The sequence below is a fragment of the Paractinoplanes abujensis genome (genome assembly GCF_014204895.1).
In the GTDB taxonomy this organism is placed as follows: Bacteria; Actinomycetota; Actinomycetes; order Mycobacteriales; family Micromonosporaceae; genus Actinoplanes; species Actinoplanes abujensis.
On record NZ_JACHMF010000001.1, the window covers coordinates 2,865,210 to 2,879,662 of the forward strand.

Below are 14,453 nucleotides of genomic sequence, written 5' to 3' on the forward strand. Positions count from 1 at the left end.
CCGTGTCATTGTTGATCACATGTTTCGCGACGAGGATCTGAAACTGCTGGCCCGTCCGCTCTACGCCCTGCTGACCGTCGCACCGCGCGGCGAGCGCTGGCCCGCACCCCGCCCGGTGTGGTTCGAGGCCGCCCCGGACGGCACCCTGCAGATGTTCTCCGACCCCGGGGCACCCAAACTGGCGCAGCTGCGCGACCAGCCCCGGGCCTCCGTCGTCGTCACCGCCCCGGTCGGCGAACCGGAACACTGGGTGTCGGTCGAGGGCACGGTCACGCTGCACGACGACGGCGGCGCGGAGCTGGCGGCCCGGCTGGCCGACCGCTACTACGACATGAGCGTCCCGGCCCATCAGCAGCTGGTCGAGGAGTGGAAGGCCGGCGGCATGACCCGCCTCGTGCTGCACCCGGAGAAGGTGAACCGCTTCGCGGCCTGACAGCGGGCGGATGCGCCCCGGCCGGAGCGCATCCGCCACCCGCCGGTTGCGCGGGCTCAGTCGAAGTTGAGGTCGCCCGTACGGGTGCGCTTGAGCTCGAAGAAGTCGGGGTAGCCGGCCAGGGCCACCGCGCCGTCGAAGATCTTGGTGGCCTGGTCGCCGCGCGGGATGCTGTTGAGCACCGGGCCGAAGAACGCCACGCCGTCGATGTGGATCGTGGGGGTGCCGACGTCCTCACCCACCGGGTCCATGCCCTCGTGGTGGCTCTTGCGCAGCGCCTCGTCGTAGTCGGCGCTGTTCGCGGCCTCGGCCAGCTCGGCGGGCAGACCGACCTCGGCGAGCGCCTCCCGTACGACGATCTCGAAGTCCTTCTGCTGCTGGTTGTGGATGCGGGTGCCCATGGCGGTGTAGAGGTCGCGCAGGACGCCCTCGCCGTGCTGCTGGGCGGCGGCCGTCAGCACGCGGACCGGGCCCAGGGCACGGTTGATCAGGTCGCGGTACCAGTCGTCGAGGTCGCGCTTCTCGTTCAGCACGTACAGGCTCATCACGCGGAAGCGCAGGTCGAGTTCGCGCTGCTGCTCGACCTCGAGGATCCAGCGGGAGCTGATCCAGGCGAACGGGCAGGCCGGGTCGAAGTAGAAGTCAACTTTCGTCACGGTCCCAAAGTACTTGCTGAGCGAAGTTTCCGGCACGCCAATCCGGGCGTGATCGACTGGGCCAATTCCATCGATGAACTTGACTGCCCGCCGGATCCTCCGGTAACTCTGAACAAGACTTACTAATTCGTCTCGTGGGGGTTTCCGATGCTTGCGGCGCTGTTGTCCGTGGTGATGCTGGCCAGTCCGTTGCCCGCCGGCCACTCCCCTCGCGAGTGCGCGACCCCGTCGATCGACCGTTACCAGCAGTGGATCGCGAGCGGCGAAGGCACCACCGTGCCCGCCACCGGCAGCATGCTCGTCCCGGCCCGCCACGGTCCCGGTTATGCAGCGAAGATCAACTTCCTGAACGACGAGTGGCACGTCGCGGTGCTGTGGCTGGCCAACGAGTTCGAGGCCCAGGTGGACCTGTCCCGATCGCACGGGTTCCGCCTCACGTACAGCGCCACCGACGACGTCTACCTGCAGCTGCGCCCGGCCTCGCACTGGAGCGGCGGCGCGCAGTGGGCCACCCGCGTCCCGTCCACCCACGGCCGCACGGTGACGCGGTTCTTCAGCTTCCGCCCGTCCGCGTGGGGCCCGGTGACCGAACTGGGCACCCCGGCCCACACGTTCGCCACGGCGCTGAGCGAGGCGCGCGGCTTCGTCTTCGTCGGCAAGACACCGAACAAGCTGGAGTTCCGCGGGCTGAAGGTCGACCGTTACACGCCGCCCTGCCTTTGACACTCAGCCCGCTTCCCCGGCCCACCAGTCGAGCGGCTTGCCGTCCTCGTCGTGGACGTTGCCGTGTTCCCAGCCGCAGTCACGGGCGGTCGTCCACGCCCTCACAGCGGCCTCGACGGCCGGGAAGCCGGCCGTCACGGGAACGGTGAGGACGATGAGCACGCACCCGCTCGTTCGGTTCACAACGCGGGGCGCCGGCCTTCTCGGCCGACGCCCCGGGAAGAATCGCGTTGGGTCAGTTGGTCCAGAACACGTAGACCGCGCCGTACTTCACGGCCTTGGTCTGGCCCGCGGTGCAGGCCTCGGTGGGCGCGGTGCCGCCCGAGGTGAGCAGCCGGCTGATGTAGGTGGCCTTGCCGAGCACGCCGCCGCCGGTGCTGGTGTCGACCTTGAGCAGCAGCTCCGGGATCGTGCCGGCGCGCGGGCTCTCGGCCTCCTTCTTGGCCGTGACCTTGGAACCGTCGCGGGTGGACTGCCAGCTCGGGCCGCCGAAGTGGTGGACGCGGCCGCCGGTGCCGATCAGCTGCGCCTCGGGAGTGGAGCCGCCCTCGTACTTGAGGTTGGCGCTGCAGGTGTACGTCTGGGTGCCGCTCGCGACGATGTAAGCGCCGATCGGCTTGGCGCCCTTGGGCGGCTTGATGGCCGCGGGGATGCCCGGGATGGAGACCGCGCGGGCGTCGGCACCCACGGCGGCCGGCGCGACGGGCGCCTGCTCCGCGGCGGAGGCGTTGAAGGTCACCGCGCCGATGGTGGCCACGACAGCCACCATGCCGGCCCCAGCGGCGGCGCGGACCCGGGAACGCTTCGTGTCAAGCATGAGATCTCCTCATTTGGGGGCGCTGAGCGTCGCCCCTTCGCCCGCCAACACGGATCCCCGGCCCCGGCAGATCACGACGAGCATCAATGAGGTCCGTTTGTCCCACGCGGAGTGGTACGAACGGGTGATCTTGTATTTACGCTGGTCAAAACAGGCCATAAGTAACTCGCAAGTAACCTACCACTTCGACCGTGATCCAGACGACGGCGCGATCAGGCGAAGGCTGCGACGATCACCGCATGACTAGTCGCCTCGAGGAACTGGCCACCGACAACCTGCTGCGCGTGTTCGGGGAGCGTGACCCGCGGGCGCGGGCCGCGGCCGTCGCCGAGACCTACGCCGAGGACGTCGTCTTCACCGACGCCGAGGAGGAACTGACCGGCCGCGACGCGCTCGCCGCCAAGGCGCAGAAACTGCTCGACCAGGCCCCGGGCTTCGTCTTCCAGCCCGTCGGGCCGGTGCGGACGGTGGGCAACCTGGCGATGCTGTCGTGGCAGCTCGGCCCGGCAGGCGCACCCCCGGTCGTCACGGGGATCGACATCTCGATCGTCGAGAACGACCGGATCGTCAAGCTCTACACCGTCGTGAACGAGGCCCCGGCCGCGTGATCGCGGGCCGGGGCCTGGTCGTCGTTCTCGCGAGATCAGGACTTGAACGCGTCCTTGATGTTCTCGCCGGCCTGCTTGAGCTTCGACTTGCCCTGGTCGGCCCGGCCCTCGGCCTCGAGCTGCTCGTCGTCCGTGGCCCGGCCGACGCCCTCCTTGACCTTGCCGCCGACCTCTTCGGCCTTGTTGTCGACCTTGTCGTCGAATGCCATGACAGCCTCCACATCGTCGTGCGAACGATGATGTGATACCCGTACTTGCCGAACGGCAATCATTGATCGCCGTGTGACAAGTCATACCGCCGGGTGCGACTTCTCCCCGGCGGCTTCCGGCGCTGCGGGGGCCACCGGGTGGCGCAGGCCGGGGTGGCCGGGCGGCAGGGTGCGGCGGATGACCCACCAGCTCACGGCCAGGCACGCGGCGACCAGCGGCCAGGTCAGAGCCACGCGCATCACGCCCAGCGCGAAGACCTGCCCGGCGGCGTAGAGGGGCAGGAAGACCGCCACCCGTACGACGTACTGCAGCACCCACACCCAGCTGGCCAGCCCGTACGAGCGCAGCAAGGCCGGGTCACGCCGCCACCGGGTCTTCTGCCCGAGCACGCCGCCGACCACGAGGCCGAGCAGCGGCCACCGCACGACGATGCTGACCGCCCAGGCCAGGGCGCTGGCCGCGTTGCTGAACAGCTGGATCAGGAAGAAGTCCTCGGCGCGGCCGGTGTAGAGCGCGATCAGCGCGGCCACGCACACGCCGAGCAGGCCGATCACGACCGCGCGGGGCTTGTCGCCCTGGCGCAGCCGCCACAGGGACAGGCCGAGCGCCAGGACCACGGCCACGACCGCGCCGGCCCCGATGGACTGGCCGAAGACCAGCCAGCCCGTGACGAATCCGATCGTGGGCAGGGTCGCGTCGATCGCGGCTCGCCGCCCGTTGAGCAGCTGCGCGAGTGACTCCGGCTGCGTCATCCCCCACCCCGTTCCCCCAAGGTTAGGAAAGCCTAACCGCAGCCGGAGCCGGGTCTCACTCCAGGTGGAAGGTGGCGTCGGCGCGGCTCGTGGCGTCGGCGGCCGTCTCGAGTCGTAGCAGGTAGTTGACGTGCCGCAGGTAGCGGCCGGGGAAGTTCACCGACTCGAACGACACGCCGGCCGCGTCGGCCAGCCCGGCCCGGCGTACGAAGCTGGCGTCGGACCTGAACAGCGCGGAGCCGTCGGACCGGTCGACCCAGGCCTCGTTGTTGCGGTGGCGCAAGTAGTAGCCGGGGTAGTTGGTCGATTCGAGCGACACCGAGCCGTTGCCGGCCAGGCCGGGCACGATCCGGAACTGTGAGTCGGCCAGTACCGTCACGTCCGGGTCGAGGCGGGCGCGGAACTCCCAGTGCCGGATGTACCGATCGGGGGCGTTGTGCGACCTCAGCCGTACGGGATGAAGGCCGTCAGGAATCGGGATGCCGAAGGTGGGCGCTCCGTCGATCCAGTAGAACTTCTGCACCCGCGTACGCCGGTTCGGGTCGTTGAGCGGGTCGCCCGCGATGTCCCGATAGCTGCGGTCGTGGTAGACGATCAGGTCGCTCTGCCCGTCCTCGGCCACGGTGAACGAGTTGTGCCCCGGCCCGTACTGGCCGGTGGCCGCGCTGGTCGCGAAGACCGGGCCGGCCGCCTTGGTCCACGACGACGCGCTGAGCAGGTTGGCCGAGGCCGAGGCGGTGAGCATGCCGAGGCAGTAATTGGCGTCGGTGGCGCTGGCCGAGTACGTCATGAAGACGCGTCCGTTGCGCACGATCACGGCCGGGCCCTCGTTGACCGCGTAGCCCCGGGTCTCCCAGGCAAGGGTGGGCACGGACAGGCGTACGGGGGTGCCGGTGATGGTCCAGGGGTTGCTCAGGCGGGCCAGGTAGAGGTTCGAGTTGGTCGCGATGCCCGGCTCCTGCTGCGCCCAGGCCAGATAGCGGACGCCGTTGTGCACGAACGTGGTCTCGTCGAGCGAGAACGTGTCCCACGGCGTGACGATCCGGCCGCGCTCGGTCCACGCGCCGGTGAGCGGATTGGCCGCCGAGCTCTCCAGGACGTACATGCGGATGCGGAACCGGTCGTCGGCGCGCCCGGCCGTGAAGTAGACGTACCACTTGCCGTCGATGAAGTGGATCTCCGGGGCCCAGATGTTCGCGCTCATCTCGCCGCTGGTGTGCTTGCGCCAGATCACGGTCTCGGCGGCGCTGCTCAGGCCCTGGATCGTGGTAGCGCGCCGCAGCACGATGCGGTCGTACTCCGGAACCGTGGCTGTCAAGTAGTAGTAGCCGTCGGTGTGCTTCCAGATGTGGGCGTCGGCCCGCTGGCTGGCGATCGGGTTGGTGTAGCCCACCGGCGGCGCGGCGACCGCCGGTGCGGCCGGGACCAGCAGGACTACCGCCAGGACCGCGATGATCAGCTTCCTCATGCCGGCACCACCTGCCACTGCTGGCAGGTGTTGGAAAGCCACGACCACTGCCGTACGTCGGCGCCGTCGCCGGTGCCGCAGGCGGCCACGTCGGCGACCTTGCCGGTGGCCGCGTTGACCAGCCGCACCCAGCCCCCGGTGGCCGTGTAGACCAGCCGGAACCGCTGACAAGTGTTGTTGAGCCAGGTCCACTGCCGGATGTCGGCGCCGTCGGCGGACGAGCAGTCGGCCACGTCCAGCGCCTTGCCGGTGGCCACGTTGACCAGGCGATTCGTGTCGTCGCCCTGATCCTCTATCCGCCAGTGCTGGGCGGCCGCGCCGTTACAGGCCCATTGCCGCACGTTCGTGCCGTCCGCGGCGTTGCCGTCGGCCACGTCCAGGCACTTCCCGCTGTTCCGGTTGACGACCCGGTACGAGGCCGGCGTGCTCGCCGTCTCCCCCGCCGGACCCGGTGCGGTGGTGCCCAGACGCATCGGCGTACCGAAATTCGGGGTGTTGTCGCTGTTCCACGTGAACTTCTGCGCGCGCGTCGTGCGGTTGTTGTCGCAGCCCTCACCCACACCGTCGTTCGCGTGATAGACGATCCAGCTCTCGGTGCCGTCGGGCGAACTGAAGATGCCGTGGTGGCCGGGGCCGTACACGCTGTTGGCGTCGCTGCGCTGGAAGACCGGGTTACCGCCCTTGGTCCACGACGACGCGCTCAGCGGGTTCGAGCCGGTCAGCGTGAGCAGGCCCAGCTTGTAGTCGGGGCCCCAGCAGGCGCTGGCCGAATACACGATCATCGTGCGGCCGTTGCGGTAGAGCGCGGCCGGTCCCTCGTTGACGTCGCCGCCCTGACGTTCCCAGCCCAGGGTCGGCGTCGAGATCGTCGTGAAGGAGCCGCTGACCGTGTACGGGTTGCTCAACGGGGCGATGACCAGGTTCTGCGTCGCGGTGGTGAACGCGCTGGCGATCACGTAGAGCGCGCTGCCGACCTTGAGGATGCTGCCGTCGATCAGCCAGCCGGTCGCGCCGCCGCCCTGGATGCGGTTCTTGTACGTGTACGGCCCCAAGGGGTCGCTGCCGGCGCTTTCCAGCACGTGCAGGCGCTGACTGTCGTAGTTGGAGCCGCCCGCGCCGGCCGTGTAGTAGAGATACCAGCGGCCGTTGAGGAAGTGCATCTCCGGCGCCCAGATGTTGCAGCAGCGGTCGGCCACGGTCTCGCGATAGACCTGGATGCTGGGCGCGGTGGCCAGCCCGGCCAGGGTCGGCGATTTGCGCATGGTCAGTTCGGAGGTCCACGACGTCGAGATCATGTAGTAGTTGCCGTCGTGGAACTGGATCCACGGGTCGGCGCCCTTGACCGGCTTGACGGGGTTCGCATACGTACGGCCGGGGGCGGCGCTCGCGGGCAAGGCCGGCACGAACACGACGGCGACCGCGAGCAAGAGGGCGAGAAGTCTTCGAAACACGGAGCTCATCGGCGGGTCACTCCATCCGGGGGTATGACCGTGACCATGTCGGCGCACTCCCGTTGTATCGAAGTTTGCCAACATGTTTCGCCGTAGTGTTAACGATAACAACGCTGCCGTCAACTCCCGCCGTACGCGGTCAGGCGCCGCCATCTCACAGCCGGCGAGAAGAGCACTACGCACACCGCACGCGCCGAAGGCGGCTGAGTGGCGCCTGCCGCCGTCGAGACGACAGGCCCGGCCAGAGCGGCCACGGCCTCCCCTGCACTCCACCGCCCAGATGCCAGGCCCGGCCAGGACGGCCTACCCCCACTCCACCGCCCGGATGGCAGGCCCGGCCAGGACGGCCCACCGCCCCCACTCCACCGCCCAGACGCCAGGCCCGGCCAGGACGGCCCACCGCCCCCACTCCACCGCCCAGACGCCAGGCCCGGCCAGGACGGCCCACCGCCCTCCCCCGCACTCCACCGCCGAAATGCCAGGCCCGGCCAGGACGGCCTACCCCCTCCCTCGCACTCCACCGCCGAGATGCCGGGTCGGCCGTGGCCAGCGGGTGGTCGGCCAACGATTCGGGGTCGGGCTCGGCGCAGGCTGACGGGCGGCTTGTGCGGGATCCGGGCGGCGGGGACGACTTCGGAGATGCGCTGTGCACGCTGCGGGCCGGCAGTGTGGCGGCCTCCCTCCCTCCTGACATACGCGCGGGCCCGGGTGGTCACGCTGGTTCCGTTGGGCCTGCTCAATCCGGTGCCGCTGCACGCCGCGGGGGGAGGGCGGGCTGACCAGTAGCGGCACACCGGTTCGTACCCGGCGATCCGGTACGCGCCGAACGTGCGCGCCCTGAGACGGTGTCGCGGGAAGGCCCGCGCGCTGGGCTCCGCCGAGCGCAAGTGGCTGGCGATCGACGCGCCGGACTCGCCGGGGAGCGACGTCTGTCCTATGTGGCGCAGGAGTCGCCGGAGGCGGCGCGGCGCTGGACCGCGGGCGGGGTGGTCGATCCCGTCGTGCACCTCGTACGAGTTGCGCGGCCGCGAGCGAACGGCCTGCGCCCAGTGCTGCTGGAGTGGACCCGCCGGCCAGGACGGAGGGGCCGCCGCATGCCGCGGCGCGATTCTTCGCGTTCGCCGACAAAGGTCCGAATCGGGTGACGAATACGGGCGGCGCGCCCGAGCGACGGGATAGGGGCGTAGGCGGACGATGGATCCGGGTGGCGTAGACGGGCGGCGAGATCCGGGCGGCGTAGGCGAGCGACGGGATCCGAGCGGCGTAGACGAGCGACAGGAGCTGGGCGGCGGGATCCAGGCGGCTTCGCCGAGCGCGTATGCGCGGGCCGTGGTGAGGTTGCCCCGGGCGGTCGGGGGTTCTAGCATCGCGGCCATCAGACATTGACGGCCTTCGCTGCCTTCGCGCCACCGTCGAAGCGCTTCGATGGCCGTTCGGACGGAGGTAAGACATGCGCAGACGTAGTTTTGCGGCCGGGCTGGCCGCGACCGTAGCCGTGACCGGAGGGGCGGCCGTCCTCACCGCCCTGCCCGCGTCGGCCGCGGCCGGGTGCCGGGTGGCCTACGCGGTCAGCAGCTCGTGGCCGGGCGGGTTCGGCGCCAACGTGACGATCACCAATCTGGGCGATCCGCTCAGCTCGTGGACGCTCGTCTGGTCGTACGGGAACGGGCAGTCGGTCACCCAGGCCTGGAACACGAGCCTCACGCAGAGCGGCTCGACCGTCACGGCTCGCAACACCGGCTACAACGGCTCGCTGGCCACGAACGGGACCGTGTCGTTCGGGTTCAACGCCTCGGCGAGCGGCACCAACTCCGTGCCCACGGCCTTCACCCTGAACGGGACGGCCTGCACCGGGTCGGCGACACCCACCACGCCGCCGGTGACCACTCCCCCGCCCTCCGGTGGCGGCGTGCCGTCGGATGCCGTCTGGGTCAACTCGGGGCAGTGGGCGACGTGGCAGAACAGCGGCTACACGCTCTACAACAACATCTGGGGCGGGGGCGCGGGCTCGCAGACGATCTGGGCCCGCAGCGGCACGAACTGGGGTGTGGTGGCCGACCACCCGCGCACCAGCGGCGTGAAGTCGTACCCGAACACCGGCCGGACGCTCAACCGCAGGCTGAGCTCGCTGTCCCGCGTGACCAGCTCGTTCAACGTCTCCGTGCCCGCGGACGGGGACTATGCGACCACGTACGACATCTGGGCCGACAATCACGCGTACGAGGTCATGATCTGGACCAATCAGCACGGCGCGGTGGGTCCGATCGCCGAGCAGTACGACGCGAACGGGGCCGTGCCGAACGTGCGGAACCTGACCGTGGGCGGCCACACGTGGAACGTCTACCGCGGCTCGAACGGCGCCAACGCGGTGTTCTCGTTCATCCGCACCAACACCGGCTCGGGCACGATCGACCTGCTGGCCGTCATGAACTGGCTGCGCAGCAACAACTGGTGGGGCGACGTGACAGTGGGTGAGCTGCAGTTCGGCTTCGAGATCACGGGCACCGCGGGCCGGTCGAACTTCACGACGAACAGCTTCGCGCTCAGCTACAGCTGAACCCCGTGCAGGTGGACGCGGATGCTGGTGCCGTCGCGCCGGCTGTGCATGCGTACGAGGTCGCACAGGTGGTTGACGAGCCCCAGCCCGCGCCCACCGCGGATGTGCACGGCCGGTGGCACCCGACCGGCCGGCGGATCGGCGAAGGCGCCACGGTCGTCGATCCGCACGATCAGGTATTCGCCCACCGACCGGAGGGAGACGATCCCCGCTCCGGCCGCGGGCACGATCGAATTCTCGGGCCAGTTCGTTGACCTAAGCTCGGGTGATGCGCCTGGCCCACGTCACCGACCTGCATTTCGGGGCCGAGGCGCCTGAGGTGGTGGCGGGGCTGCGCCAGGACCTGGCCGCCCGCGAGGTGGACCGGGTGCTGGTCGGGGGCGATCTGACCATGCGGGCCCGCGACGAGCAGTTCAGCGCCGCCCGCGACCTGCTCGACACGATCGGCACGCCATGGACGAGCGTGCCGGGCAATCACGACCTGCCGCTCGATCGGCCCTCCCGCGCGTACGGGGGCCTGGACTCTTATCGCCGCCTGATCGACGAGCGGGCCGAGCCCGTGGTGCGCGACGGCGGGTTGCTGCTGCTCGGGCTGAGCTCGCCCCGGCCGTACCTGTGGAAAGGGGGACGGCTCGACGCGGGCCAGGTGCGCCGGATCGGGACCGACCTGGCTCCCGAGGCCCGGCTCAAGGTGCTGATGCTGCACCACCCGGTGTTCCGGTCGCCGCAGCGGCCGCACGAGGCGCTGGTGCACGGGGCCGGGGCGGCCCTGCGCGCGGCGGCCACGGTACGCACCGATCTGATCCTGTGCGGGCACGACCATGTGGCGGCGCAGGCGGCCCTGCCCGGCGGCATGATCGGCGTGCTCAGCGGGACGGCCTGCTCGTGGCGCGTGCGGGCCGGTGAGAGCCAGTCGTACACGGTGGTCGATTTGGCCGGCGACCGGCTGACGCTCACCGTCCGGGAGTGGCACGACGGCGCGTTCCGCGAGCGCTCCGCCGTCGAGTGGCGGCGCTCAGCCCACGGCTGGCAGGCCTGACGCCACCCGGACCAGGGCGTCGAGGTCGCTGCGGGTGAGGGCAGCGCCCCGCTCGGGCGGCAGCAGATTCCGAGGCACCCGTACGCGTAACGCCCCCGGCAACGAGGTGAAGCGCAACGGCGGCGTCAGCAGCAGCGCCTCCCCGTCCAGCCCGACCGGCACGGCGCCGCCGGAACGCACCTCGAACGCGGCCGCCGTCCACTCCCCCACCGGCCGGGGCCCCTGCGCGGTGATGATTCCGAGCCGGCCCGTGTCGAGCCGGGGCCGCCCGCCGGCCCGGCCCACACGCGACAGGTCGTACGGGTTGTTGGACACCAGTACCAGCGACAACCCGCTGAAGGCGCGCCCGTCGGGGCTGTCGAACGACAGGTCGGGCGGCGTGGCGGCCGGGCCCAGCAGCTCGGGCAGCAGCCGCCCCCAGGTCTGCAGCTTGGCCCGGCGGTAGCCCTTGGACCGCACGACCTCGGCGTACACCCCGAGCGAGGCGTTGTTGACGAACACGTGGTCGTTGACCAGACCCAGGTCGACCGCGCGCTCGACACCGTCGGTGAAGGCGTCCAGCGCACCCACCACGTCCGCGCGGTTCAGGCCCAGGTCGAGCGCGAAATGGTTGCGGGTGCCCGCGGGCACGCAGACGAACGCCACCCCGTGCCGCATCGCCGTCGCCGCGACCAGCGCCTGCGAGCCGTCCCCACCGGCCATGCCGAGCACGTCGGCGCCGTCGCGCACGGCCTGCTCGGCCAGCGCGGTCAAGTCGTCGCCGGGCCGCAGCGTCACCACTTCGAGGCCACGCTCGGCGGCCGCCGCGGCCAGGCCCGTCCGCTCGGCCACGCCGTCACCGGACCTGGGGTTGATCAGCAGGACGCCGTGCTCGGCCCGCCGCGGCGCGTGCCCGGCGGCGACCAGGGCCCGCTGCTCGCCCAGCGCGTACCTGCCGGCCACGGCGAACACCACGAGCATCGCGGCCTGGGTGACGAACAGCGACAGGCCCAGCAGCACGACGAGCAGCATGCCGGTCGCGGCGACCAGCAGGGCCAGCCCGCGCAGCAGCCCGCGCCGGGTCAGCGCGTACCAGACGGCGCCGGTGACGAGCGCGACGGCCAGCACGAACGTCACGAACGTGCCGAAGTGGCGGACGGCCTGGTCGAGCCCGGCGGCCACCGCGAGCAGCGGCGCGGCCAGCGCCACGACCGCGGCGGTGCGCCGGCTCGTGCTCACCGCCGGGGCGGCTGCGGCGCCCCCGACGGCGGCGGCGCGCCCGGGGTGCCCGGCGGGGGTTCGGCGCCCTTGCCGCTGCTGACGTTGATGACCACGACACCACCCTTGACGGTGCGGCCGCTGGGTTCGGTGCCCGCCGCGGTGCCCTTCGGACACTCCGACTCGACCTCGGTCGAACTGGTCACCGGGTAGAAGCCCGCGTTCTCGAGCCGGTTACGGGCGCTGCGCAGCGAGTCGCACTCGACGTCGGGGATGCGCCGCTGGTCGCCGTAGACCAGCTTGCGGTTCTCGGGCCGCTTGAACTGCACGTAGGGCCGGCTCTCCATGTAGTCGGCCAGGGTGCGGTAGACCGCCGGGTTGACCTGGTCGTGGCGCAGCCTGTCCTTGTGGGCCTGATAGTCGGGGTTGACCAGGTAGCCCGCCACCACCAGCGACGTCGTGCCGGCGATCAGCGAGGCCGTGCGGTCGCGGTCGGTCGTACCGGTCTTGCCGAACACCGGGCGGTCGACCACGCCTCGCACCTGCCGGGCCGTGGCGCCGCCGCAGCTGCCCGTACGGGCCCGGTCGCCCACCGGGCAGCGCGCGGCGTCGACGGCCGCCCGGGCCACGTCGACGCTGGTGGCCTGGTTGCAGTTCGGCTTGCCGATGTCGAGTTTCTCGTTGTCGCGCGTGGTGATCTGCTCGATGGGGGTGGGCTCGCAATACATGCCGTCGGCGGCCAGCGTGGCGTACGCGTTGGCCATGTCGAGCGGGGTGGTGGCCGAGACGCCCAGGGTGAACGCTCCCCACTGCTGGGAGTAGCCGGGCGAGGCGTACCGGGCGTCGGTCGGGTCGCGGAACTTGACGCCGAACCGCTTGGCCACGTCGACCACCTTGTCCGCGCCGACCCGCTCCTCGAGCGGCACGAAATACGTGTTGATCGAGCGGCCGAACCCGGTCCACATGTTGTAGACGCCCTCGCCGCCCCCGCCCGAGTTCTGCGGGCACCAGAAGTGGGTGCCCGGGCAGGCCGAGTCGCTGCTGCGCTCGACGACGTACTTCGACCGGAAGAACTTCTCCGCCTTGATCGTGTAGTGCAGCGGATAGCCCTTCTCCAGCGCCGCGATCAGCGTGAAGATCTTCATGACCGAGCCGGCCTGGTAACCGGTGATGTCGCCGCCGCCGCTGAGCAGCGGGTTCACCGTGTTGGGGTAGGTCGCCTTGACCTTCTGGCGTTTCTTGGCCGGGTCGGAGGACAGCGGGTTCTTCGAGTTGTCGAGGGTGTACTTACGGTTCGTGGACAAGAGCTTGACCTTGCCCGTACGGGGTTCGACCGCCGCCAGGAGCAGGGCGTTCTTGTCCTTCTCCTTGATCAGGTCGGCGATCCGGCCGCGGGCCTGGCTGGTCGCCTTGAGGTCGATCGTGGTGGTGATCCGGTAACCACCGCTCTTGAGCCGCCGCTCCCGGTCGAACTCGGTGGCGCCGAACTCGGGGCGGCCCATCCACCAGCGGTAGAAGAAGTCGCAGAAGAAGCCCCAGTTGTTGTTGGCCACCGAGACGCACCCGTTGCCGACGGTCTGCACCTTGCGCGGGATGGCTTCCTTCTTGGCCGCCTCGCCCTGGGCCGCGGTGATCGCGCCCGCCTCCACCATGCCCGGGATGACGTAGTTGTTGCGGCGTTGCCGGATCTCCTCGTACCCGTTCTTGGTCGTCGGGTCGTAGAAGGACGGTGCCCGGACGATCGCGGCCAGCAGGGCGGCCTGCCCGATCGTGAGCTCCTTGGGTTTCTTGTTGAAGTAGACCTTGCTGGCGGCGAAGATCCCGTACGTCGCCTTGCCGAACGGCGCCATGTTCAGGTAACGCTCGAGAATCTCGTCCTTGCTGTACTTCTTCTCGACCTGCATGGCGTACTTGATCTCGGTGACCTTGCGCTTGTTCGTGTCCTCGGTCGCCTTGACCACCTCGGTCGGGCTGGTCGCCGAATAGGCCAGCGACATGCGCACCCACTGCATGGTGATCGTCGAGGCGCCCTGCTTGGAGTCCGACTTGCCGCTGTTGTTGACCACCGCACGGGCGACGCCCTTGAGGTCGACACCGTTGTGGTTGTAGAAATCCCGGTCCTCGGCGGCGATCATCGCGCCGACCATGTGCTTCGAGATGTCCTTGAGCTTCACGTCGCTGCGGAACTCGTCGTAGAACTGCGCGATCTGCGTCTTGTTGTCCGACGCGTAGACCCGGGTGATCTGCGGGGACGCGAAATCCTTGAGCTCGCCGGGCAGGCCGGCGAACGCGTCGCCGCCCGCCTTGGCCGTCAGCCCCGACATGGCCGCCACCGGGAACGCCGCCGCGGCCACCACGACCCCCGCCACCAGCCCGCACGTGAGCAACGCGAACACGTTGAAGAAGATGTTGTGATCACGCCTGCGGATCCAGGAACTCACCGAACCACCCACCCGTGCCTCGCCTGCTTCACCGGAAACGAGCCCCGTCTATTTCACCCCACGCTGTCAAGCCCAGGTGCTTTCACCAGGCCGGGCGCCCG

General features: G+C 70.2%; 15 protein-coding genes. 5 read left to right on the forward strand and 10 right to left on the reverse strand.

Features of this window, described 5'->3' with window-relative positions:
* The first annotated feature begins 19 nt into the window (after nt 1–19).
* Nucleotides 20–433, forward strand: a complete 414-nt coding sequence (locus BKA14_RS12900; RefSeq protein WP_184951164.1) for a pyridoxamine 5'-phosphate oxidase family protein — start codon at nt 20–22, stop codon at nt 431–433.
* 56 nt (nt 434–489) lie between these two features.
* On the opposite strand, the gene BKA14_RS12905 is transcribed toward BKA14_RS12900, so the two are convergent.
* Complete coding sequence (locus BKA14_RS12905) at nt 490–1,089, reverse strand: mycothiol-dependent nitroreductase Rv2466c family protein (RefSeq protein ID WP_184951165.1); 600 nt, start codon at nt 1,087–1,089, stop codon at nt 490–492.
* A gap of 147 nt (nt 1,090–1,236) precedes the next feature.
* On the opposite strand from BKA14_RS12905, the gene BKA14_RS12910 reads away from it, so the two are divergent.
* Complete coding sequence (locus BKA14_RS12910; RefSeq protein ID WP_184951166.1) at nt 1,237–1,812, forward strand: hypothetical protein; 576 nt, start codon at nt 1,237–1,239, stop codon at nt 1,810–1,812.
* A 3-nt stretch (nt 1,813–1,815) separates the two neighbouring features.
* Here the strand turns inward: BKA14_RS12910 and BKA14_RS12915 are convergent, their stop codons facing one another.
* Complete coding sequence (locus tag BKA14_RS12915) at nt 1,816–1,974, reverse strand: hypothetical protein (RefSeq protein WP_184951167.1); 159 nt, start codon at nt 1,972–1,974, stop codon at nt 1,816–1,818.
* Between the two features lie 73 nt (nt 1,975–2,047).
* Entirely contained in the window at nt 2,048–2,629 is a 582-nt protein-coding gene (locus BKA14_RS12920; protein ID WP_184951168.1) for a DUF3455 domain-containing protein, read from the reverse strand.
* A 239-nt stretch (nt 2,630–2,868) separates the two neighbouring features.
* On the opposite strand from BKA14_RS12920, the gene BKA14_RS12925 reads away from it, so the two are divergent.
* Nucleotides 2,869–3,237 carry a nuclear transport factor 2 family protein gene (locus tag BKA14_RS12925; protein ID WP_184951169.1) on the forward strand — a complete coding sequence of 123 codons (369 nt, stop codon included), beginning with the start codon at nt 2,869–2,871 and terminating at the stop codon, nt 3,235–3,237.
* 35 nt (nt 3,238–3,272) lie between these two features.
* Here BKA14_RS12925 and BKA14_RS12930 read toward each other — a convergent pair whose 3' ends face one another.
* The 4 genes from BKA14_RS12930 to BKA14_RS12945 all read right to left on the reverse strand — a co-directional run bounded on the left by BKA14_RS12930 (nt 3,273) and on the right by BKA14_RS12945 (nt 7,127).
* Entirely contained in the window at nt 3,273–3,446 is a 174-nt protein-coding gene (locus BKA14_RS12930) for a CsbD family protein (RefSeq protein WP_184951170.1), read from the reverse strand.
* Between the two features lie 81 nt (nt 3,447–3,527).
* Nucleotides 3,528–4,199, reverse strand: coding sequence for a DUF3159 domain-containing protein (locus BKA14_RS12935; protein WP_184951171.1), 672 nt, complete (start codon nt 4,197–4,199; stop codon nt 3,528–3,530).
* Between the two features lie 55 nt (nt 4,200–4,254).
* Nucleotides 4,255–5,667 carry a family 43 glycosylhydrolase gene (locus BKA14_RS12940; protein WP_184951172.1) on the reverse strand — a complete coding sequence of 471 codons (1,413 nt, stop codon included), beginning with the start codon at nt 5,665–5,667 and terminating at the stop codon, nt 4,255–4,257.
* Nucleotides 5,664–7,127, reverse strand: a complete 1,464-nt coding sequence (locus tag BKA14_RS12945; protein WP_184951173.1) for a family 43 glycosylhydrolase — start codon at nt 7,125–7,127, stop codon at nt 5,664–5,666. The genes BKA14_RS12940 and BKA14_RS12945 overlap by 4 nt, the downstream gene beginning before the upstream one ends.
* A gap of 1,441 nt (nt 7,128–8,568) precedes the next feature.
* Here BKA14_RS12945 and BKA14_RS12950 point away from each other — a divergent pair.
* Entirely contained in the window at nt 8,569–9,675 is a 1,107-nt protein-coding gene (locus tag BKA14_RS12950; RefSeq protein WP_184951174.1) for a glycoside hydrolase family 12 protein, read from the forward strand.
* Here the strand turns inward: BKA14_RS12950 and BKA14_RS12955 are convergent.
* Nucleotides 9,666–9,902 (reverse strand): ATP-binding protein, encoded by a 237-nt coding sequence (locus BKA14_RS12955; protein WP_184951175.1) that lies wholly within the window; start codon nt 9,900–9,902, stop codon nt 9,666–9,668. The genes BKA14_RS12950 and BKA14_RS12955 overlap by 10 nt on opposite strands.
* Before the next feature lie 41 nt (nt 9,903–9,943).
* Between BKA14_RS12955 and BKA14_RS12960 the strand changes: the two genes are divergently transcribed.
* Nucleotides 9,944–10,714 (forward strand): metallophosphoesterase family protein, encoded by a 771-nt coding sequence (locus BKA14_RS12960; RefSeq protein ID WP_184951176.1) that lies wholly within the window; start codon nt 9,944–9,946, stop codon nt 10,712–10,714.
* Here BKA14_RS12960 and BKA14_RS12965 read toward each other — a convergent pair.
* Together BKA14_RS12965 and BKA14_RS12970 are read right to left on the reverse strand one after the other, a co-directional pair.
* Nucleotides 10,691–11,932, reverse strand: coding sequence for a diacylglycerol/lipid kinase family protein (locus BKA14_RS12965; RefSeq protein ID WP_184951177.1), 1,242 nt, complete (start codon nt 11,930–11,932; stop codon nt 10,691–10,693). The two genes, BKA14_RS12960 and BKA14_RS12965, sit on opposite strands and share 24 nt — an antisense overlap.
* Entirely contained in the window at nt 11,929–14,352 is a 2,424-nt protein-coding gene (locus BKA14_RS12970) for a penicillin-binding protein (RefSeq protein ID WP_184951178.1), read from the reverse strand. The genes BKA14_RS12965 and BKA14_RS12970 overlap by 4 nt, the downstream gene beginning before the upstream one ends.
* Nucleotides 14,353–14,453 lie beyond the last annotated feature (101 nt).